General features: G+C 65.8%; 13 protein-coding genes. 4 read left to right on the top strand and 9 right to left on the bottom strand.

Annotated features, from left to right (window positions below; all coding sequences use genetic code 11):
- Positions 1-92: 92 nt before the first annotated feature.
- From QZ332_RS02555 to QZ332_RS02575, 5 genes are all read right to left on the bottom strand, one after another.
- Positions 93-3,266, bottom strand: coding sequence for a PAS domain-containing hybrid sensor histidine kinase/response regulator (locus QZ332_RS02555; protein WP_295761920.1), 3,174 nt, complete (start codon positions 3,264-3,266; stop codon positions 93-95).
- Between the two features lie 58 nt (positions 3,267-3,324).
- On the bottom strand, positions 3,325-4,434 hold the full coding sequence (locus QZ332_RS02560) for an HD domain-containing phosphohydrolase (RefSeq protein WP_295761922.1): 1,110 nt from the start codon (positions 4,432-4,434) through the stop codon (positions 3,325-3,327).
- Positions 4,435-4,505: 71 nt separating this feature from the next.
- Positions 4,506-5,543 carry a response regulator gene (locus tag QZ332_RS02565; RefSeq protein ID WP_295761924.1) on the bottom strand — a complete coding sequence of 346 codons (1,038 nt, stop codon included), beginning with the start codon at positions 5,541-5,543 and terminating at the stop codon, positions 4,506-4,508.
- A gap of 27 nt (positions 5,544-5,570) precedes the next feature.
- The gene (locus QZ332_RS02570) at positions 5,571-5,924 is read right to left on the bottom strand and encodes an Hpt domain-containing protein (protein ID WP_295761927.1); all 354 of its coding nucleotides are present in this window, start codon (positions 5,922-5,924) and stop codon (positions 5,571-5,573) included.
- A complete protein-coding gene (locus tag QZ332_RS02575; RefSeq protein ID WP_295761930.1) occupies positions 5,921-8,890 on the bottom strand; it encodes a response regulator in 2,970 nt (989 codons plus the stop codon). The genes QZ332_RS02570 and QZ332_RS02575 overlap by 4 nt, the downstream gene beginning before the upstream one ends.
- Positions 8,891-9,403: 513 nt before the next feature.
- Between QZ332_RS02575 and QZ332_RS02580 the strand changes: the two genes are divergently transcribed.
- The gene (locus tag QZ332_RS02580; RefSeq protein WP_295761933.1) at positions 9,404-10,210 is read left to right on the top strand and encodes a LytTR family DNA-binding domain-containing protein; all 807 of its coding nucleotides are present in this window, start codon (positions 9,404-9,406) and stop codon (positions 10,208-10,210) included.
- Positions 10,211-10,423: 213 nt separating this feature from the next.
- Here the strand turns inward: QZ332_RS02580 and QZ332_RS02585 are convergent, their stop codons facing one another.
- Entirely contained in the window at positions 10,424-11,593 is a 1,170-nt protein-coding gene (locus tag QZ332_RS02585; RefSeq protein ID WP_295761936.1) for a phosphodiester glycosidase family protein, read from the bottom strand.
- A 398-nt stretch (positions 11,594-11,991) separates the two neighbouring features.
- Between QZ332_RS02585 and QZ332_RS02590 the strand changes: the two genes are divergently transcribed.
- On the top strand, positions 11,992-13,728 hold the full coding sequence (locus QZ332_RS02590) for a DUF342 domain-containing protein (protein ID WP_295761939.1): 1,737 nt from the start codon (positions 11,992-11,994) through the stop codon (positions 13,726-13,728).
- 573 nt (positions 13,729-14,301) lie between these two features.
- Here the strand turns inward: QZ332_RS02590 and QZ332_RS02595 are convergent.
- The 3 genes from QZ332_RS02595 to QZ332_RS02605 form a co-directional block, all read right to left on the bottom strand.
- Positions 14,302-14,601 carry an HNH endonuclease gene (locus QZ332_RS02595; RefSeq protein WP_295761942.1) on the bottom strand — a complete coding sequence of 100 codons (300 nt, stop codon included), beginning with the start codon at positions 14,599-14,601 and terminating at the stop codon, positions 14,302-14,304.
- Between the two features lie 337 nt (positions 14,602-14,938).
- Positions 14,939-15,079, bottom strand: a complete 141-nt coding sequence (locus tag QZ332_RS02600) for a hypothetical protein (RefSeq protein ID WP_295761945.1) — start codon at positions 15,077-15,079, stop codon at positions 14,939-14,941.
- Between the two features lie 348 nt (positions 15,080-15,427).
- A complete protein-coding gene (locus QZ332_RS02605) occupies positions 15,428-16,885 on the bottom strand; it encodes an aminoacyl-histidine dipeptidase (protein WP_295761947.1) in 1,458 nt (485 codons plus the stop codon).
- A gap of 375 nt (positions 16,886-17,260) precedes the next feature.
- Between QZ332_RS02605 and QZ332_RS02610 the strand changes: the two genes are divergently transcribed.
- Together QZ332_RS02610 and QZ332_RS02615 are read left to right on the top strand one after the other, a co-directional pair.
- The gene (locus QZ332_RS02610; protein ID WP_295761949.1) at positions 17,261-19,588 is read left to right on the top strand and encodes a hybrid sensor histidine kinase/response regulator; all 2,328 of its coding nucleotides are present in this window, start codon (positions 17,261-17,263) and stop codon (positions 19,586-19,588) included.
- A gap of 58 nt (positions 19,589-19,646) precedes the next feature.
- Positions 19,647-21,596: a beta-galactosidase gene (locus QZ332_RS02615; RefSeq protein WP_295761951.1), complete on the top strand. Its 1,950-nt coding sequence runs from the start codon at positions 19,647-19,649 to the stop codon at positions 21,594-21,596.
- Positions 21,597-21,837 lie beyond the last annotated feature (241 nt).

A 21,837-nucleotide genomic window follows, 5' to 3' on the forward strand; every position in this document is an offset into this window, starting at 1 on the left:
CGATATAGCCTCCTTCGCATAGGGCCGGCGGAGACATCCGTCTCCGCCGGCCCCCTCTTCACATGTCTTTATCTCACTCGTATCCTCCGCCCTCAGCCCTGCGGCACGATCTTGCAGGCATTGTGCTCCTTCCGGTCCAGCACCTCTTTGATCGTGCCCTTCAGCTGGTCCAGCACGACGGGCTTGGCGATGTGGGCGTCCATGCCGGAGTCCAGCGCGTTGCGGATGTCGTCCACGAAGGCGTTGGCCGTCATGGCGATGATGGCTACCGACTGGGCCGAGGGATGCCCTCCCGCCCGGATCGCCCGGGTGGCCTCATAGCCGTTCAGGATGGGCATCTGCACGTCCATCAGGATGATGTCATACTCCCCGGGCTTCGACGCCTCGAACTTCTCCACGGCCTGCTGGCCGTTCTCCGCGGTGTCGCAGACCGCCCCCAGGGTGCTCAGGATCTTCACCAGGATCATGCGGTTGACCTCGATGTCGTCCACCACCATGATCCGCCGGCCTTCCACCACGCTCTTGCCCTCATCGGAGACGGCGGCCTTCTGGGTGCCCATCATGCGCTGGATGGCGTCCTTGAAATTGCTCATGAAGAAGGGCTTGGGCAGGAAGTGCTCGATGCCCACCTCCATGGCCTCCTGCTCGATGTCCGCCCAGTCGTAGGCGGTGAAGAAGAGGATGGGGATCTTGTGGGGATATTTCTTCCGGACCAGCCGGGCGGTCTCCATGCCGTCCAGATCCGGCATCTTCCAGTCCAGCAGCATGATGTCATAGGGCTCGCCCGCCTTCCGGGCGGCCCGCATCATCTCGATCGCCTCGGCGCCGCTGGTGGCGTAATGGGTGACGACGCCGGGGGCCGACATCTTCCGCACGATGTCCCGGCAGATGTCCTCGTCGTCGTCCGCCACGATCATCCGGGTGATGTTGTGCTTCTCCCAGAAGGCCGGGTCCTCCTCCCGGTCCTCGATCCGCAGCTCCAGCTCCACGGTGAAGGTGCTGCCCTCGCCGAGCTTGCTCTCCACGCAGATCTTGCCGCCCATCAGGTCCACCAGGCTCTTGGTGATGGCCATGCCCAGGCCGGTGCCCTGGATCTTGTTCAGCATGGTGCTCTGCTCCCGTGTGAAGGGATCGAAGATCACCCGCTGATACTCCTCGCTCATGCCCTGGCCGTTGTCCTTGATGGTGAACTGGATCCGGCTGTAATGTTCGTCCACCTTGGGCAGCTCCTTGACCCGCATCTCGATCCGCCCGCCGGTCTGGGTATATTTCACGGCGTTGGAGAGGATGTTGATCAGGATCTGGTCGATCCGCAGCTTGTCGCCCAGCAGGTGCTCCTGGGTCAGGGAGCTGGTGAATATCTCGAAGGTCTGGTCCTTGGCCTTGGCCTGGGGGCGGATGATGGTGTTCAGCTCGTCGATGACCACCGCCAGGTTCAGCTCGCCGATGTTCAGCACGGCGCTGCCGCTCTCGATCTTGTTCATGTCCAGCACGTCGTTGATCAGTCCCAGCAGGTGCTGGCTGGCGGCATAGATCTTCTGGGTGTAGTCCATGACCCGGTCCGGGTCGTCCGCCTCCTCCCGCAGCAGGGCGACGAAGCCCATGATGGCGTTCATCGGCGTGCGGATATCGTGGCTGACGTTGCTGAGGAAGGTGCTCTTGGCCTTGCTGGCCACCTGGGCCATCTCCAGGGCTTCGCTCAGGGTGTCCTGCGCCTTGCGCTCCTGGGTCCGGTCGGAGATGTAGATGATGATCTTCTTCACGCCCTGGAGGGACACGCAGTACACGCTCTCCCGGAACCACTTGTGCTCTCCGGTCCTGGGGTCGATCCGCTCGCTCTCCGTGGTCTCCAGGGACTGGCCCGGCTCCATCGCGGCCAGGGCCTCCGGCCCGGTCTCCTGGCCGCTGAAGTACCGGGCGTGCACGATCTTCCCCGAGTCCTTCAGCAGGTCTTCCTTGGAGATGCCCAGCACCCGCTCCACGTTCGAGCTGATGAACTCCGCCTTCTCGCCCCGGCCGTCCATCATCATGTAGACGTCGTCGATGTTGTCCGACAGGAAGGTGGAGAAGATCTCGAACATCTGCTCCTGGTACTGCAGCTCCTGGTCCTTCTCCGCCCACTTGGCCTCCTGCTGCGCCTTCTGGGCGGTGAAGTCCAAAAGGAACCTTTGATAATACAGCTCCCCGTCCCGTTCGATGAGCTTGATATTGCCCAGGATGTAGAAGAGGCTCCCGTCTTTATGCAGGACGCGGTACTCCACGTCCGCCGTGTCCCCCTTCTCCTTCAAGGAGTGGATGGCCGCCCGGAGCTTGGGTTTGTCCCCGTCCAGGACCGACTGGGCCACCATGTTGAAGCCGTCCTTCAGGAGCTCCTCCTTCGTCCGATACCCCAGGAGGTCCAGGGCCGCCCGGTTCACGCTGATCACACGCTTCCCGTCCAGGCTGTGGCACATGACGCCGCAGTCCAGGGTGGAGAACAGCAGCTCCAGCGTCCGGTCCTTGTCCACGATCTCCTGCTCGTATTTCCGCTCCCGCGTCACGTCGACGCCCAGGCCCACGGTGCCCATGACGCTGCCGTCCAGATCGTACAGGGGGGATTTGTACGTCGTCAGCAGGATCTCCCCGTCCCCGGTCTGGATGGCCTCGTCACTGACGCAGAGCCCCCGCTTCTCCATGACCTCCCGCTCCGACCAGACGCAGGCCGGGTCGTCATGCTCCACGTTCCAGACGTCGGCATGCATCTGCCCCTCCACCTGCTCCCGGCTCTTGCCCGCGGTCTGGCAGAAGCGGTCGTTCACTTTTTCATGGATGCCGTCCTTGGTCTTATACCAGATCAGGTTCGGCGACTCGTTGATGGTGGTGTCCAGGAACTGCCGGGCCTGCCACAGGTCCTTGCGCAGCTTATGCCCCTCCTGCCACTTCAAAAAGCGGAAGCGGAGCTCCCCCTCCGAGAGGGGGGCCGTCCAAATGTCCCGGACCTGCGCGGGCGCGGATCCCGCCAAGCGTCCGGTCTGCTCACGGCCGGCCAGCAAGATCAGCTCGGCCTCCGGCCTCATGTCCGCCGCCAGGGCCGCCAGCACCGCCCCGGCGTCCGCCCCCTCCAGGTCGGCCAAGATCACGTCCGCCCGGCGGATAAGGTCCGCCTGGGGCTCCGCGCTCCCGGAGAAGGTGTGCGTGAAGCCCTCCAGCGGCGGGATCTCCCGGATGGCCTCCAGACTGCCGACCTGCCGGGTGAGCAAATAAAATCGAATATGGCAGTGATACATCCGTATCCACCCGCTTCCTCAAAAAGATCTGGACGCGTCCCCCGCGTCCGGGCGGACCTCAGCCGACGCTCTGCTGCGCCTCCGGCAGGGTCAGGTACATCTCGAAAAGCCGCTCCTCCACGGCGAGGAAGCTCTCCAGCAGATAGGGGCTGAACAGCCCGCACTGCCCGGTGCAGATCATCTCCACCACCCTCTCCCGGGGGAAGGAGGGCTTGTAGACCCGCTTGCAGCTCAGCGCGTCGTAAACGTCCGCCAGGGACACCACCTGGGACCAGATGGTGATCTCCTCACCGGCCAGATGATCGGGATAGCCCCGGCCGTCCCAGCGCTCATGGTGGTGCCGGGCGATGTCGCAGGCATAGTCATAGATGCCGCTGTCCCGCAGCTGGGGGATGCTCTCCAGGATGGTCACGCCCTTGGTGGTGTGGCTCTTCATGATCTCGTATTCCGCTTCCGTGAGCTTGCCGGGCTTGGTCAGCACCGCGTCGGGGATGGTGATCTTCCCCACGTCGTGCATGATGGAGGCCAGGGCGATGTTCTCGATCTCCTCCTCGCTCAGGCCGCTCCCAAGCTCCGTGTTCTGCAGCATCAGCCGGGTGATCTGGCAGATGCGCTGGACATGTCCGCCGGACTCCTCGTTGCGGAACTCGATGGCGGTGGCCAGGGCCTCGATCATGCCCTGGTTCAGCTGGATGATCCGCTCCGCCTGCTCCAGGATGGCGATGTGCTGGTTCTCCACCACGGTGTTCAGGTGCTTCCGGGCCTCGAAGAGCTCGATGACGGAACGGACCCGCCGCAGCACGACATAGGAGATCACCGGCTTGCTGATCACGTCCATGACGCCCAGCTCATAAGCCTCCTTCATGACCTCCTGGCCGCACTCGGCAGTGATGAGGAACACCGGGATCTTGTCCACCAGCCCCAGGGGCTTCAGCCTCCGCAGGACCTCGATGCCGGTCATCCCCGGCATCTGCACATCCAGGAGGATGGCGCAGAGCTGGTTGCGCAGGATCTGAGACAGGCCCGCCAGGCCGTCCTCCGCTTCCAGGACCGTATAATGATCGGAGAAGAGCTTCCTCAAGATCTTGCGGTTGATCGCGTCGTCGTCCACGATCAAGATCGTGCTGGACGCCTGGTCGCTGCCCGGCCACAGGTTCAAGTCCTCCACTTTGGATCACTTCCTTTCTCCCCCTAGACGGAGGGGAGTCCCATATGACCACCCGATCTGCCGAACGGATATCACAGCTTCATGAAATAATCCACGATCTGGGGCTCACAGTCCTCCAGCAGGGCCAAAAGCATGTCGTCCACCATCGCGCCGCCCTCGCCCGACAGGCGCTTGACCACGAACTTGACGGGGCGTGCCTTGTCTCCGAAGAATTTGGAGCGCATCTCGTCGAACTCGTCCACCAGGCGGCACAGCTGGCAGAAGACGGAGTTGTTCTTCCCCACGATGCCGTCCGGGTATCCCTTCCCGTCGAAGCGCTCGTGATGGTGGAGGCATATGCTGGCGCAGACCTCCACGAAATAGGCGCAGCTGTGCGCCCGGTTCAGCCGGACCAGGTTGGACCCCATCATAGGATGGGTCCTCTGCAGGTCCTGGAACCCGCCCTGGCCCCCCGCCGCCATGAGCTGGAGCCGCCGGTCCGGGATCAGCATCTCGCCGATGTCGCAGAAGTAGGCGGCCTTGCTGACCAGCTCCACGGCGTCGTTGTTCATCCGCAGCTCCCGGGAGGTCTTGTTGTAGTTGACGAGCAGGATGCGCATCAGGTCCGACATGATCTTGTAATGGGTGTCGTCCTTGCCGTTGTTGGTGAGGTAGGTCTTATAGACGGACTCCAGGTCGGCGATGTAGGCCCAGGTCTCCTTCAGGTCCTCGTTCTTCAGGTCGTACTCCGGGATCACGCCCAGCCGGGACCGCAGGCGCCGGAGCACGTCCTCCCGGTCGAAGGGCTTGCCGATGAACTCGGCGATGTTGTACTGCAGCGCCCGCTCCACGTTGTCCCGCGTGGGCTCGGCCGTGACCAGGAAGACGGGGATGTGGGTCATCTGCTTGTCGGCGATGAAGCGGAGCACGTCGAAGCCGTCGATATGCGGCATGGCGATGTCCAGCAGGATGGCGTCCAGCCGGTCGCCCTGCTTCGTGATGTAATCGAAGGCCATGTTGCCGCTGTTGGCCTCCACGATATCGAAATCCCGGCAAAGGATGCTCTTGAGGATGATGCGGTCGATCTCCGTATCATCGACGATCAGCAGCTGTTTACGTTCTTGGGCCATGGCGATTCACCTCTTCCCGTCTGGCGCTCATTGATACCGCCGGATGCAGTCGACGATGGCGTCCTGGACCGGCAGCAGCCCCTCATAGACCGCCTTGGCCGCCTTCCCGTCCCCGGAGCGCAGCAGCCCCAGGCTCTTCGTATAAGGGTCGAACAGCGGGTCCAGCCCCAGGTTCCCGGTGACGCCCTTGAGGGTATGGACCCGCTTGGTCAGGCCCTCCAGATCCGCGGCGTCGAACTCCTCCAGCCGCACGTCGTTCTCCGCCACGGCGCTGAGGAACATCCCCAGCATCATCACATACAGCTCCTGGTCCCCCATCACCCGGTCCAGGGCCCCGTCCACGTCTACGCCCAGGCCCTTCAGTTCCTCGATCAAACTCATAGCTCCGAACTCCCTTCTCCATCCTCTGTCCCCTGCTGCGTCCTGCTGTCCAGCACCTGCCGGATCGTCGACTTCAGCTTATCCACCTGCACCGGCTTGGCGATGTGCGCGTCCATGCCGGAGGAGATGGCGTCCCGCACGTCGTCCATGAAGGCGTTGGCCGTCATGGCGATGATCGGCACCGTCTTGGCCTCCGGATGCCGGCTGGCCCGGATGGCCCTGGTGGCGGCGTAGCCGTCCATGACGGGCATCTGCACGTCCATCAGGATGATGTCATACTCCCCGGGCTCCGACGCCTCGAAGGCGTCCAGGGCCTCCTGCCCGTTCGCCGCGGTGTCGCACTCGGCGCCCAGGGTCCGGAGGATCTTCACCAGGATGAGGCGGTTGACCTCGATGTCGTCCACCACCAGGATATGCCTGCCCTCCACGGCGCTGTCCTCCGACGTCTCGACCTTCCCGGTGTCCCCCATGACCCGGCGGATGGCCTCTTTGAAGGTGCTCATGAAGAAGGGCTTCGGCAGGAAATGGTCCACGCCGATCTCCCGCGCCTCCTGCTCGATCTCCCCCCAGTCGTAGGCGGTGAACAGCAGGATGGGGATCTCCTCCGGATAGGACTCCCGGATGCGCCGCGCGGTCTCCAGCCCGTCCAGGCCCGGCATCTTCCAGTCCAGCAGGATCAGGTCGTAGGGGCGGCCCTCCTCCCACGCGGTCCGCATCATCTGGACGGCCGTCTCGCCGTCGGTGGAACGGTCGGTGACGACGCCGGTCCCTTCCATGGCCCTGGCGATGTTCCGGCAGATCTCTTCCTCGTCGTCCGCCACGATCATCCGGGCCACCTTGTGGTCCTTCCAGAACCGCGGGTCTTCCTCCCGCTCCTGGATGCGGAGCTCCAGCTCCACGGTGAAGGTGCTGCCCCTGCCGGGCGTGCTCTCCACCCGGATGCTGCCGCCCATCAGGTCCACCAGGCTCTTGGTGATGGCCATGCCCAGGCCGGTGCCCTGGATCCCATGGGTCGACTTCTTCTCCTCCCGGGTGAAGGGGTCGAAGATCACTTTCAGATACTCCGGGCTCATGCCCAGGCCGTTGTCGCTGATGGTGAAGCGGATGCGGCTGTACTTCTCCACCACCTGGGGCAGCTCCTCCACCCGCATCTCGATCCGCCCGCCCGCGGGGGTGTATTTCACCGCGTTGGACAGGAGGTTGATGAGGATCTGGTTGATCCGCAGCTTGTCGCCCTGGAGGTGCTCATAGACCAGGGAGGAGACGAAGATGTCGAACACCTGGTCCTTCGCCTTGGCCTGGGGGCGGATGATGGTGTTGATCTCCTCGACCACGCCGGCCATGCTCATCTCGGAGAGGTTCAGCGAGGCGCTGCCGCTCTCGATCTTGTTCATGTCCAGCACGTCGTTGATGAGGCCCAGCAGGTGCTGGCTGGCGGCGTCGATCCGCTGGGTGTACTCCAGGACCACCTCCGGATCGTCCGGCTCCTCCCGCAGCAGGGCCACCAGGCCGATGATGGCGTTCATGGGGGTGCGGATGTCGTGGCTGACGCTGCTGAGGAAGGCGCTCTTGGCGTCGTTGGCCATCCGGGCCAGGTCCAGCGCCTCCGACAGGCCGTCCTGGATCTTGCGCTCCTCCGTCCGGTCGGAGATGTAGAGGACCAGCCGGCTCTCCCCCTGGACCGCCGTGCAGTAGATGTTCACCTGGAACCACTGGTACTGCTTGGTCCTGGGGTTGGTCCACGAGGTGGTGATGGGCTTTATGGCGTCCCCGGGCTCCATGGCGTAGATCTCGTCGGCGTCCAGCTTCTCCTCGCCGTTCCCGGTGCCCACGAAGGAGCGGATATCGGCGCTGATCTCCCCCGGCGGGATGCCCAGCACCCGCTCCACATTGGGGCTGATATACTCTATGCGCTCCCGGTCCAGGTCGATCAGCATGTACACGTCGTTGGTGTTGCTGGAGAGGTAGCTGGAGAAAATGTCGAACAGCTCCACCTGGTACCGGATCTCCCGGTCCTTCTGGGCGATGTCCTTATGGGTGCGCCAGATCAGCAGGACGACGATGGCGCACACCGCCAAGATCCCCATCAGGAGGAGGAACGTCAGCTGGGAATCCCGCAGGATCTGCTCCGTCTCCTCCGTGATGGCGTCCATGGAGACGACGGAGACCAGGGTCCACCCGGGCACGTTCTCCACCGGGACATATGTATAGACGAAGGAACCGCCGCCGCCTGCAAAGACCGCGCTGCCGGGCTCCCTCCTCTGCAGCGCGTCCAAAAACTCCTCGGCCTCCTCCTGGGCATCGTGGCCTCCGGACAGGGCGTCGAGGATGTTGTCGTATTCGCGGCCGTCCAGCGTCCCGTTGGAATGGAGCAGGATGTCGCCCTTTTGATTCACCACATAGCCCAGGCCCCGGTCGTCGTAGAACGAGAGGGAGAACGCCTCGGAGACCTTGTTGCGGTCATAGCTCTTCTGGATCAGGCCCCGGATGCCGTTGGCGAAGGTGAAGCTCTCATAATAGCCGAACATGGCGCCGCTGGCATTGAGCCCCGTGAAGGGGTCGCGGACACCGTCCCCCATGAGGGCGCGGTAAGACGCCAGCTCCTCCCCCTCCAGCTGGAACACCTGGTTGGACTTGTTGCTGAAGAAGCGGCCGTTGTATAAATTGACCACCGTGTAGAAGGCGTCCACCTCGCCGAAGACCTTCAGCTGGCTCCGGATCATGTCCGCGTCCTCGGAGCCGTTCTTGGAAAAATAGTCCGCGAAGCTGTGCAGGCGCTCCCGGTCCCCCGAGATGAAATTGTCCAGGGCCTGCTGCTGCTGGCGCGTCACGGTCATGACGTTCCGCACCGCCTGGGCCGTCAGATCTTCCCGCATCGTGGAGACATAGTGCAGCCCGCCCGCCAGGATAACGCCCATGCACAGCGCCAAAAGCGCCATCAGCAGTGTCTTTTGGTCCTTCTTCATCATGCCTCACTGCCTTCGATCCTTCAGAATTTGAGGACGATACGCCAATATGAGCCGATCCGCCCGGTCCGGCCTCCCAGGCGGTCCTCCGCCCCGGGGATGGCCGATATCCGCAGCTGCCCGTCCGGCCGGTCTCCGCCGGCCCCCGTCCGCCGGGTATCCCATAGTGGATGTCCCGGTAAAAATCGCTATATCTAGTATAGACGATCCACTGCAGAAATGCAAGGACTTTCTTTGATGGGATCCCGATTTGTCCCTAATTTATGGATATCCCCGTCCCTCCCCGCGGGGCCCGGGCCCCGCCCGGCGGCCTTGGCCCGCGCCGCCGTCCCCGCGTCCAGCGGGCCCTGTCCCCCCCCTCCTCCGGGCCGCTCTCCCGGCCCTCCTGCCCCGGCGCCCGTCTCCCGAAAGTATCATTTTCCGCACCGAAAATCAGGACTCCGCTCTTTTTCCTTGCGTTCTCCGCGGATCTCCTGTATGATATGATAAATAAGTAACAAAGGAGTGGGCAGGATGAAAGCAGTGCTGGCGGATACCGTGACGCTGAGCCGGACCATCACACACAGTTACTATGCTGGAGACATGGAGCCGTACTTCTCCGCCCTGTGCCCCAAAAGCGTATGGCTGGGCACCGGCGGGCGGATCCTGATCGGCGAGGACGCCATCCGCTCCCGGCTGGAGGGCGTCGCCGGAAAGCGCAAGCGTATCTGCCAGGTCTTCCAGGAGGAGTACACGCCCCTGTACCTCACCCCCCGCTGCCAGGCGGTGATGGCGGAGGTCCGGGTGGGCGTCCCCGGCCAGAAGGACCAGGACATCAACGCCTCCTACACGTTCCTCTATCAGCTCATCGGCTCGGAGACGAAGCTGGTGCTGCTCCACGCCAATTACGAATACCTCCGCCCCTTCGCCCTGACCGAGGAGGGGCCCACGCTGGAGATCCCCTCCTACCAGTTCGTCCGGGACATCCTGCTGGAGATCCAGTCCAAGACCCGGCTGGCCGTCCCCTGCGGGAGCACGACGCTGTTCGTCCAGCCCGAGACGATCTTCTACATCCGCAGCCGGAACCGGAAGGCGGAGCTGTCCTGCCTGGACAAGGTGATACAAAGCGACCTCAGCATCAGTGAGATCAACGCCCTGCTGCCGGAGACCTTCTGCCCCATCCACCGCTGCTATACGGTGAACACCCGCTATGTGATGTCCGTCCGGCGGTACGAGGTGTCGCTGATCACCGGCGAGACCCTGCCCATCCCCTTCCACACCTATATGCAGGTCAAGGCCGATCTGGAGCGGCGGATCGCCGGAGGGGGGCGGACCGGCTGAGCAAGTCCCGGGGCTCCCCAAACGCCCCGGGCTCCCGACCGAGGCCCCGGGGGATCCCTCCCCGTTGGCGGGATCTCCGTGTCTTTCGGCGGGCCGGGGCCGGACGGCGGGAAGGGAGCGCGCTGCGAGAGGGGGCCCTCCGGGGCCCTCTCGTTTTCGGCCGCGGGCCCCGGAGGGACGGAGGCCCGGGGCCCCGGCGGCGGGGCCGGCCGGTCAGCCTATGACCTTCATGAAGGGCATCCCCTTCACCACCCAGGCGTCCGGCAGATACCGGCCCCCGGCCATGGAGCTGCTGGTCTTCGTGATCATCCTGCCGTTGTAGCTCATGGAGGAGCTGGACCCGCCGTCCATGTTCATGGCGGTCCAGCACCCGTAACGCAGCAGGATGTCCGCGCACTCCGACACGGTGGTCCCCAGGCTGTGCCCCACCCGGCGGCCGTCGATCACCAGGAGCAGCACCGTCTTGTCCGCCGTCTGCCCGATCATCGTCCGGGGCTGGATCCCCATGCCGAAGGACCCGTCGATGTGCTTCTCCCCGTTCAGCACGACGATGGGATAGAACTGCATGGCGTCCCGCAGCTCCCCGGTGTCCAGGCCGACCCCCGCCCGGAAGTTGTCGTCATAGTCGAACCCGGCGATCTGATACCGTCCCGCCAGCGCCTCGCCGGAGAGCGCTCCCCCGGAGAGCACGAAGCCCATGGGCCGGCTGCCCCGGCCCTTCCCCTCCGGGTCGTAGAAGCCGCTGGCGTTCACGCCCAGCACGGCGCCGCTGGCCTGGCAGAGCTCCGTCACCGTCTGCCCCCGGTCGGGGAGCGCGCTCCTGGCCAGGACCACCTGGGAGCTGTCCTTGACCACGGCCAGCTTCCCCCGGTAGCCCTCCCCGGACACGCTGCAGATGAAGAGCTTGTTGGGCACGTCGATGGCCCAGACCTCGTCCCCCGCCGTGGTGTACACGCCCTCCAGGTCCTCGGCCTGCAGCGACGCCAGGTCCCCGATGTCCTCCGGCAGGCCCTCCAGGGCGATCTCCGGGAACAGGGCGGCGAACTCCCGCCGCGCCCGCTCCTCCGGCGGGCCCTCCGGCCCCGCCCCGGATGGGGGCGGCGGGACCGCGATCTCGCTGGCCTCCACCTTGTTCTCCTCGAACCGCCGTTCCACGTCCCCCATCACCTCCTCGATCGCGGACTCCGGCAGGAGCGCCTCGGCCAGCCACTGGTGGGTCATGGTGCCCATGGCGGTCTCGATGTACAGGGCCCTCCACTTCGCGATGAGCGGGAGGCCGGAGTACGCGAACAGCAGGTACAGCGCGGCCAGGAAGGCCCCCGCCGCTGCCGCCGCGAAGGCCCTCCGCCTGCGCTTGGAAAAGGGATCGGTCTTTCCTCTCATAGGACGAGCCTCCATCCGGACGATACGTGGAACGAAGATGCCATGCCCGGCCTGCAGCGCCGGGCCTCCCTCGATCCGTCCAGTATAGCAGTCCTCCTCCGGCCCTGTCAACACGCCCCCGGCCCCGCCGCGTCCGTCCCCCCGCGGTGAAGATCGTGCGCCCGGCGGGCCCAAGGACCGGCATCTCGCATCATGCCGGCGGATATGATAGGATATGCCCATCGCCGCGGGGAAAGATCTGGACAGGGCCGCCGGCACGGCCGTCCCCGCGGAGGGACGGAGGCCCGGCCCTTTTTCAAAATATCCAAAATATATAGGCTACCATCTTTTCAACGGGCCGGGGATCGTGTATAATAACATCATCCCGCCGCACCGCGTAGGAATGGAGGTGCCGCAGCATGCCGTTCAAAGACAAGATCTCGTCCTTCCTGTTCCGGTCCAAGTCCAAGGAGGGCCCGGACGACGTCCCCCTCACAGAGCGGGCCGATGCGCCCCAAGAAGTCCCGGAGGCCCCGCCGGCCATCCCGGAGGACCCCGCCCTGCTGGAGCTGCCCGCGGACCATCCCTTCCGCCGGCTCCTGGACCTGCGGCAGGAGGAGGGGGGACAGCACCTGCCCCCCCTCCGGCTGTGCCTGGACGAGGACGGCACGCTCCCTCCGGAGCTGGTCGCCAAAGAGAAGGTCCGCCTCCAGGCGGCCCTGAAGACCGTCTGCGCCTCCCGCTGGAAGCTGGTCAAGGCCCACGAGCAGGCCCGCCGGGGCCGGAAAAAAACGGAGCCGGAGGGGGAGCCGCTGGCCCTGGACGCCCAGCCCTGGATCTTCCTCTCCTCCGATAAGCTCTACGCCTGGATGCTGGTCCTCCCGCCGGTGGGGCCGGGGGCGGAGCTGTCCCGGGACATGGTCTATCGGAGCCTGACGGACCAGGGCGTCTCCTTCGGCCTGGACACGGCCCTGCTGGACCGGCTGTCCCATGACCGGGAGCGGTACTCCGGCCTCTTCCTGGCCGCCAGGGGGAAGCCCGCCTTCGACGGGCGCAGCGGCAACATCGTGGAGCACTTCCCCCGGCGGAGCGAACGGATGCTGACGGCGGACGAGTTCGGCCAGGTGGACTACACCTCGCTGAACCTGATCTCCAATGTGGAACAGGGCCAGGAGATCTGCCGCCTGATCCGCCCCACCGAGGGCGAACCGGGCCGGACCGTGCTGGACCAGGAGATCCCCGCCAAGAGCGGCGCGGCCGTCCCCCTCCCCAAGGGCCGGAACACGGAGCTCAGCGAGGACGGGGAAGCCCTGGTGGCCTCGATAGCGGGCCATGTGGAGTTCAGCGGCCGCTGCTTCCAGGTCAAGCCGGTGCTGGATATCGACGGCGACGTGGACTTCTCCACCGGGAACATCAAGTTCGTGGGGGACGTCAGCATCAAGGGCGACGTGCTCAGCGGCTTCACCGTGAAGGCCATGGGGAACATCTACGTGGGCGGCGTCGTGGAGGCCGGGAGCACCGTGGAGGCCGGCGGCGACCTGACGGTGGTCAAGGGCATCGTCAGCGACGGGACCACGGTCATCCGGGCCTCCGGGTGCCTGTTCTCCAAGTATATCGAGAACACCACCGTCTATGTCAAGCAGGACCTCCAGACCGACTGCATCGTCAACGGCAGGATCTACTGCGACGGGGAAGTGCTGGTCCGCTCCGGACGGGGCAGCATCATGGGCGGACGGGTCTGGGCCGCCAAAAAGGTCAGCGCCAGCGCCATCGGCGCCCGGTCGGAGGTCCGGACCTCCATCGCCCTGGGCGGGTGCCCCTGCGCCAGCCTCGAGCGGGAGCTCCTCCGCCAGGAGCTGAAGGCCCTGGACCAGGAGCTGGAGCGGCTGGGGGAACAGCCGGACAATCCCGCCAAGGCCAGCCTCATGGGCAAGGTCCGGATGAAGCAGTCGGTGGCCGGGCACAAGCTGAAGCAGCTGGAGGAGGACCTGGCCGCGGACCTGGCGGAGCCCAAGGAGAAGGACAGCGGGCGCATGGAGTGCGGCATCGCCTATGCAGGGACGGAGATCAGCTTCGGGGACACGTCCCTCCGCCTGCGGCACGAGTCCCGCCAGTGCGTCGCCAAGCTGCTGTACGGCGAGATCGTGCTGATGTAGCGGGCCTCAGGCGGCGCGGGGCCCCGGGCATACCGTTCCGCGGCGCCGTGTGCGGCCGCCGGACGGCCTCGCGGCCCCTCCCAAGCAGCACAGCGGCCCCCGGCGGATCGTCCGCCGGGGGCCTTTTCAGGACTTTTTCAAAGCCCTGAAAAGGTTCGATCCAGATCGTGCAGGAGACCCTTCCTGGGTCTCCCGCACACACCCTCCCTTCCCGTCAGGCTGACAAAACGATCGTTTCGCCCGTCCTTCGGGGGCCGGGGGGCCGGGGCCCCCAGCCGCCCCCGCAGGGGCGGAACACCCCGAGGCCCCGCGCGACCACGCCCCCAGACCAGAAAAGCGCGGGGCCGAGGAGCGAGGGAGCGAAGCGGACGAGCGGCGGCGGCGGGCCGGGCCCACGGAGCCAGGAGGCCCGCCGCCGCCATCGCGGGGGGGCCGCGCGAAGCGCAAAGCGGCCCGCTGGCCGCGCGGGGGGAGCCACACCTTCTCTGCCAACGAGCGACGCACCATATCCACATATCGTAGCATACCTCTCCTCCTACCACCATCCCTGGGGGCCAGGGGGCCGAAGCCCCCTTAAATCCTGTACGGATACCAGTCCGGCGCATACAGGTCCGCAAGGTACTCCACGCACGCCTGACGGAGCTCTCCCTGGTCCATCCAGTCCGGATATTCCGGCATCCGGGTCCCGTGGGCCACGGCGTGGCACCGCCAGCACAGGGTGATGAGGTTGTGGTGGCAGTCCCCGCCGCCTTCAGAGCGGGGGACAGCGTGGTGGACCTGGAGCCCCCGAGGGCTATCGCAGAGGGCGCAGGACCAGTTGTCCCGCTTGTAGACGGCCTTCCGAACGGCGTTGGTGAGATTGGCTGAAATCATGGTGTGTCCTCCTTCGTGAAATGTGAGGCCGTCCCACCACGCGCCGCAAGGGCGGCGGGCCAGGGCCCCCACAGCCCCGCAAGGGGCCGACACCGCCGCCGGGGCCACGGGAGGCCGCGGCCGCACGGGGCCACGACGGCGGCGGCGGGGCGGGCGCAAGCCCGGCCGGGGGCCCGGCAGGGACCGCCGTTCATCTTGACCCTTGCGGCTCGTGGTAGGCTTCACATGGTTCCACGGAGGAGGACCGCCATGGTCTCGTGCAATCGAACAGCCGTTCGTATCCCCGTCGGAGAGCGGGGCGGCTGGTCCTGCGCCCGACCTATAGGAGGACAGGCCATCATCCGCCGCCGCCGAAGTAGGCCACGTACGCAAGCAGGAACTCTTTGAGGACTGCATGAGGCGTGGCCCCCTGCTCCTTGCAGATGTTTCGGAACTCCTCATGCACTTCCGTCCGCACCCTCGTGGAGGCCGTGCGCATCTCACGGGCATCCCAGCGGGCTTGGCGGGCCCTCCCGTACCCTCCACAAGGAGCTTGGCCTTTGCGTACTGTAGACCTCCATGATTCCTGTGAATCCTTCGTCAGTTGCTCCATCCTGTGCCGCCCTTCCCCACAATCCTGCAATCTCCCACTTCCCTTCCCTGTAGAATCCTGCCCGCAAGGGCATGCCGTGGTTAGCTTCCTGGGTCTCCCGCACACACCCTCCCTTCCCGCCGCGCAAGTCCTCCCTCCCTCCCTGACCGGCAAGCCGAGCGGCCCCCGGCGGACGATCCGCCGGGGGCCGCTCTTTTGTCCTGCCTGTCCCGTTAGGCCCGTCCCGTCAGGTCCTCAGCGGGAGCCGCTCTCCCGCTCCAGCAGCGCGCGGACCACCTCGTACACCCGCCGGGTGGAGGCCACGCTCAGCCGCTCCTTGACGGAATGGGCGCCATGGATCTCCGGCCCGAAGGACACCGCGTCCAGGCCCGGCAGCTTCTCGATGAACAGGCCGCATTCCAGCCCGCCGTGGGTGGCCTGGACGGTCCCCTCCCGGCCGCAGACCTCCCGGTAGACCGCCAGCACGTCTTTCAGCAGGGCGGAGCCCCGGTCATACTGCCAGCCGGGGTAATCGCCCTGCCGGGTCAGCGTGCCACCGCCCAGGGCCATGACGGCCTCCATCCGCTGGACCAGCATCTCCTTCTGGGAGGCGATGCAGGAGCGGACGGAGACGCTGAGATGGAGGCCGTCCTCCCGCAGGTCCACCACCCCCAGGTTCAGGGAGGTCTGCACCAGTCCGGGGAAGTCCGCGCTCATCGCCTGGACCCCCTGGGGCACCGCCAGCATCGTGCGGAGGATGCCCTCCGTCGCCTCCCTGGGGAGCGCGCGATCGAGGGCGGTACGCTCGCAGGTCAGGGCGATGCCGTCGTCGCAGCCCCGGTACTCGTCCCGCAGGGCCGCGCCGAACTCCCGGACGAACGCCTCGAACTCCCCTGCCCGGTCCGCCGGCACGGCGATCTTGGCTTCGCTCTTGGAGCAGATCACGTTGTCGAACTCCCCTCCCCGGACGTCCGCCAGGCGCAGGCCGGGGATGCGCGCCATCGCGCCGTAGAGCGCCCGGATCATCACCTGGTTGGCGGAGGCCCGGCCCTTGTGGATCTCCGCCCCGGAGTGGCCCCCCAGCAGGCCGTCCAGGACCAGCGCGTACCCGGCCTCTCCCTCCAGCGGCGTCTGCGTGCCCGGCAGGAAGCCGTCCAGCTGCACGCCCCCGGCGCAGGAGACGGTGAAGGCCCCCTCCTCCTCCGAGTCCAGGTTGATCAGCTTCCGCCCCTTGAGATCGGAGCAGTCGATGCGCGACGCTCCCACCAGGCCCACCTCCTCGTCCGCGGTGAAGACCGCCTCCAGAGGCGGATGGACCAGGGAGCCGTCCGCCAAGACGGCCAGGATCATCGCCACGGCGGCGCCGTTGTCCCCGCCCAGGGACGTCCGCTCCGCCCAGACCCACTCTCCGTCCGTGCGGAGGTCCACCCCCTCCGCCGCCATGTCCTTGGCGCACCCTTCCTCCTTGACGCATACCATGTCGATGTGGCCCTGGAGGATGACGGGCGCGGCCCCCTCACAGCCGGGGCTGGCGTCCTTCCAGATGATCACGTTGTCATACTCGTCCTGCCTCCAACGGAGCCCCAGCTCCTTGGCGACGCCCACGCACAGGTCGCTGATCCGCTTGGTGTCGCCGCTCCCATGGGGGACGGAGCACAGCTCCTCAAAATACTCGAACACCGCTCTCGGCTCCAGGCCGGATAAAACTGCCATAGCAGGTCCCTCCTTCGATGAGATCGGGCCCCCGTCCCCAGATCCATGTCCCTTGCCTGGAGGGGCGGCCTCGTCCGCCCCCTTATTATACCCATCCGTCCCCCCGTTGTCAAAGCGGACGGGCGGACCGTCCCGCGGGCCCGGAGCCGCCGGTCCCCGGCCCTGCCGTCCGGGGCGGGCCCGCCGGAGAGGGGCCGCGGGGCGTCCCGCGGCCCCTCCCTTCGATCTTCCGCCAGGAAAGCCTCTAAATCCCTTGTCAAACCGCCGATCATGTTATATAATGGCAAGATAGGTTTGGACTCGAGGGTCGAACGGGCAACACCGGCGGGGAGCCGGGGACTGCACCGCCAGACCGCCGGAAAGGGGGCGTCCGTCATGCCGCCTATCAAAGATATCATCTCCAAGAACATGCGGATCATCACGCTGATCATGGTGGTCATCATACTCTCCTTCTCGACGCTCATCCAGATATCCGAGCTCCGGCAGGCGGCCCAGGAGGACGCCCGCCAGATCTTCGACCAGGTCGAGTGGATCTTAGAGGAGAACTCCGTGGAATACGAGCGGATCCAACGGGAGTATACCACCACCTGCCTCAGCGACGCCCGGACCGTGGCCTACATCCTCGAATATGCTCCCGCCGCGATGACCGACGTGGCGGAGCTGAAAAAGATCGCCGCCAACGCGGAGGTGGACGAGATCCACATCTTCGACACGGACGGCGTCATCGTCGCCGGGACGCACCCGGAATATTTCGGCTACTCCTTCGACTCCGGCGAGCAGATGGCCTTCTTCAAGCCCCTGCTGACGGACCGGTCCCTGGAGCTCGTCCAGCCCATCACGCCGAACACGGCGGAGGGCAAGCTCGTCCAATACTCGGCCCTCTGGAGCGAGGACGGACGCTTCATCCTCCAGATCGGGATGTACCCCTCCGCCCTCCTCCGGGCGACGGAGAAGAACGAGCTGTCCTACATCTTCTCCCGGCTCAGGACCGGCGTGGGCGACAACCTGTATGCCATCGACCCGCACACGGACCGGGTCGTGGGGGCCACCAGCATCTCGGACGTGGGCAAGACGACCTCCGAGCTGGGCTTCCAGGCGGAGGATCTGGAGCACGAGGGCCTCTTCCGCGCCGAAGCCGCCGGCACGCCCTCCTATTGTTCATCGGCTGAGATCGCCGGGGACTATGTGATCTGGACGACGCCGGTGTCCAGCTTCTACCAGCCCGTCCTGACCAACGACCTCCTGCTCCTGGCCGGGCTGATCTTGATCGCCGTCATCTTGTTCTACGCCGTGTCGGGCGCCATGGGCCGGTCGGTGGTCATCCCCATCCGGCGGGTGAACGAGGACCTCCGGGCCATCCAGCACGGGGACCTCTCCACCCAGGTCTCCGTCAAAGACAACCGGGAGTTCCTGGAGCTGAGCTCGCACATCAACAGCATGGTCGAGAGCCTCCTGCGCAGCTCCGAGAAGCTGAAGCTGAACGAGCAGATCCAGCAGCAGAAGGAAGCGCTGGAGCGCCAGCACCTCCAGCTGGAGGAGGCCCTGGAGCAGGCGGAATCCGCCAGCAAGGCCAAGTCGGAGTTCCTCTTCAATATGTCCCACGATATCCGCACGCCGATGAACGCCATCCTCGGCTTCACGAGGCTCGCCCTGGAGAGCGGCGACCCGGAGACGCAGAGAGCCTACCTGCAGGACATCGACATCTCCTCCAAGCAGATGCTGAGCCTCATCAACAACATCCTGGAGCTGTCCAAGATCGAACACCAGCAGGTCACGCTCCAGGAGGAGCTGGTGCACACCGGCGAGACCTCCCGCAAGCTGCTCACCATCTTCGAGAACGACATGCGGGAAAAGCGGCTGACGTATACCGTCGAGACGGATTTCAAGCACTCCCATCTCTATCTGGACACGTCGCGCTACTCCCAGATCTTCCTGAACCTCGTCAGCAACGCCGTCAAGTACACCCCCGAGGGCGGGACCATCCGCATCTCTTTCCAGGAGCTCCCCGGGGACACGCCGGACACCTGCATCGTGGAGACCGTGATCCGGGACAACGGCATCGGCATGTCCCCCGAGTTCCTGGCCCATGCCTACGAGTCCTTCGCCAGGGAGCGGACCTCCACGATCAGCGGCGTCCAGGGCACCGGGCTCGGCCTGACCATCGTGAAGGACCTGGTGGACCTGATGCGGGGCACGGTCTCCATCGAGAGCCAGCAGGGCGAGGGCACCACGGTGACGCTCCGCCTCCCCCACCGGCTGGGCCGGCCGGCGGACGAGCAGTCCCCGGACACGGCGGAGCTGGACACCATGCTCTTCCAGGGCCGGCGCATCCTGCTGACGGAGGACATCGACATCAACGCCGTCATCGCCACGAAGCTCCTCACGGCCAAGGGCTTCCTGGTAGAGCGGGCCAAGAACGGCGTGGAGTGCGTGAGCATGCTGCTGAAGGCGGAGCCGGGCTATTACGACCTGGTCCTCATGGACATCCAGATGCCGATCATGGACGGGTACAAGGCGACGCAGTCCATCCGCTCCTTCGAGGACCGCCGGAAAGCCTCCATCCCGATCCTGGCGATGACGGCGAACGCCTTCCAGGAGGACCGCGACCGGGCCGCCGAGGTGGGCATGGACGGACACATCGCCAAGCCCCTCGACGCCGCCAAGATGTTCCAGGCCATCGCGGAGGTGCTGCGGGGCGGGTGACGGCCCTGCCGGGACGCGGGGCCCGCGAAAAGCCCCTTGCGAGAAAGGACGGTCCGATATGTTCCTAGGCGTCGACTACTATCCCGAGCAGTGGGATCCCGCCCTGATGGGGCCCGACATGGACACGATCTGCGAGATGGGCGGCGATACGATCCGCATCGCCGAGTTCTCCTGGCATTTGATGGAGCGGACCGAGGGATGCTATGACTTCTCCTTCTTCGACGAGGTGATCGCCATGGCGAAGGCGAAGGGCCTGAAGGTCATCATGGGCACGCCCACCGCCGCGGTCCCCGCCTGGCTGGTGAAAAAGCACCCGGACATCCTCTCCCAGTCCGAGGACGGGCAGAGGCGGGCCTTCGGCGGCCGGCATGTCTGCTGTTACAACAGCCCCCTGCTCTATGAGTACTCCGAGAAGATCGTCCGGGCCCTGGCGGGCCATTACAAGGGCGAAGCGCAGATCGCAGCCTGGCAGGTGGACAACGAGATCGGCCACGAGGGCAGCGACCTTTGCTGGTGTCCCCGGTGCCGCCGCGCCTTCCGGCGTTATCTCCATGACAAGTTCGGCGGGGACATCCGCCGGCTCAACGATACCTATGGGGCCGCGTTCTGGTCGCACGGATACAACGATTTCGACGAGATCCCCCTCCCCTCCGCCACCATCACCACACACGATCCCGCCCTGCGTCTGGACTGGGAGCGCTTCCGCAGCCGGAGCCTCTGCCGCTTCCTCGACTTCCAGGCCCGCCTGATCCGGGAGATCGACCCCCAGGCGGTGATCATCCACGACTTCCCCGGCGGCGGGCTGGACAAGCACGTGGACTACTCCCAGGCCGCCAAGAGCCTGGACGTGGCGGCCTATAACGATTATCCGGTCTGGGGCGGCCAGAAGGAGCCCCTGCCGCCCCACGAGATCGCCTTCGAGCTGGACTATATCCGGGGCCTGCGGCGGGAAAACTTCTGGATCACCGAGGCCATCATGGGCGCCCAGGGGCACGACGTCACCGGCTTCCTCCCCCGGCCCGGCCAGGCGAAGCTGTGGTCCTATCAGGGCATGGCCCACGGCTGTTCCTCCCTGCTGTATTTCCGCTACCGGGGGGCCTGCAAGGGGGCGGAGCAGTTCTGCTATGGTATCCTGGACGCGGACAACGTCAAGGGCCGGAAATTCTACGAGGTCCAGAGCTTCTTCCGCGACATCCGGCAGTACGCCCAGGCCCTGGAGTCCCCCATCCGTCCCGATGTGGCCATCGTCTACGATTACGACTCCCTGGCCTCCTTCCGCATCCAGCGGCAAAGCGTGCTGCTGGACTGCCCGGGCGAGATGAAGAAGCTGTACAAAGCCTTCTACGACGTGAACGTCCCTGTGGACGTGATCCCGGCGGAGGCGGAGCTCTCGCGCTACAAGGCGGTCCTGCTGCCCCAGATGATCGTCGCCGAGCCGGAGTTCCAGGCCAAGGCGGAGCGGTTCGTCCGGGACGGCGGCACGCTGGTCCTCACCTACCGGAACGCGGTGAAGGACCCGGACAACAACATCCCCTTCGAAGTGCCCCTCCCCGCGGGCTATGCCGGCCTGGCCGGAGCGGTCGTGGAGGAGACGGAGAGCCTCCAGGAGACGGACGCCTTCCCGGTCATCGGCCAAGGCGCGTTCGCCGGGGCCAAGGGCCATGGCGGCATCTTCCGGGACATGCTGGCGGTCCGGGACGCCGAGGTGCTTTACCGTTACGGCGACCCCTTCTATTCGGAGTTCGCCGCCGTCACGAGGAAGCGGCACGGCAACGGCATGGTGTACTACCTGGGCTGTTCCTTGGACGCGGACACCACCGCCAGATTGATGGGGACCGTCCTGGCAGACTGCCAGATCGATCCCATCCCCTCTCCCGACGGCGTGGAGATCGTGACCCGGGGCGGGGAGGGGCAGAGGATCCGGATGCTCCTCAACCACAACGCCTTTGAAACGGAGGCCCTGGGCGCGGCCCTGCCGCCCTTTGGCTGTAGGATCGAGACGCTTTGAGGATGCCCCTATGATGATAGAAGACCGAAGGGCTTTCGCCCTTCGGTCTCTTTTCGTCATGCTCATGGTCCGGACGCCGACGCCCTGTCCCGGCCATGCGGCCGGGACGCGCGGACGTCCTTCGGTCTTTCAAGAGGGCCTCACTTCGCAGCCTTGGCGGCGCGGATGGCCTCGGTGAGGAGGGGGGTGACCTTGAAGAGGTCGCCGCAGATGCCGTAGTCGGCGATCTCGAAGATGGGGG

The sequence above is a fragment of the uncultured Oscillibacter sp. genome, assembly GCF_910584465.1.
GTDB lineage: Bacteria > Bacillota > Clostridia > Oscillospirales > Oscillospiraceae > Oscillibacter.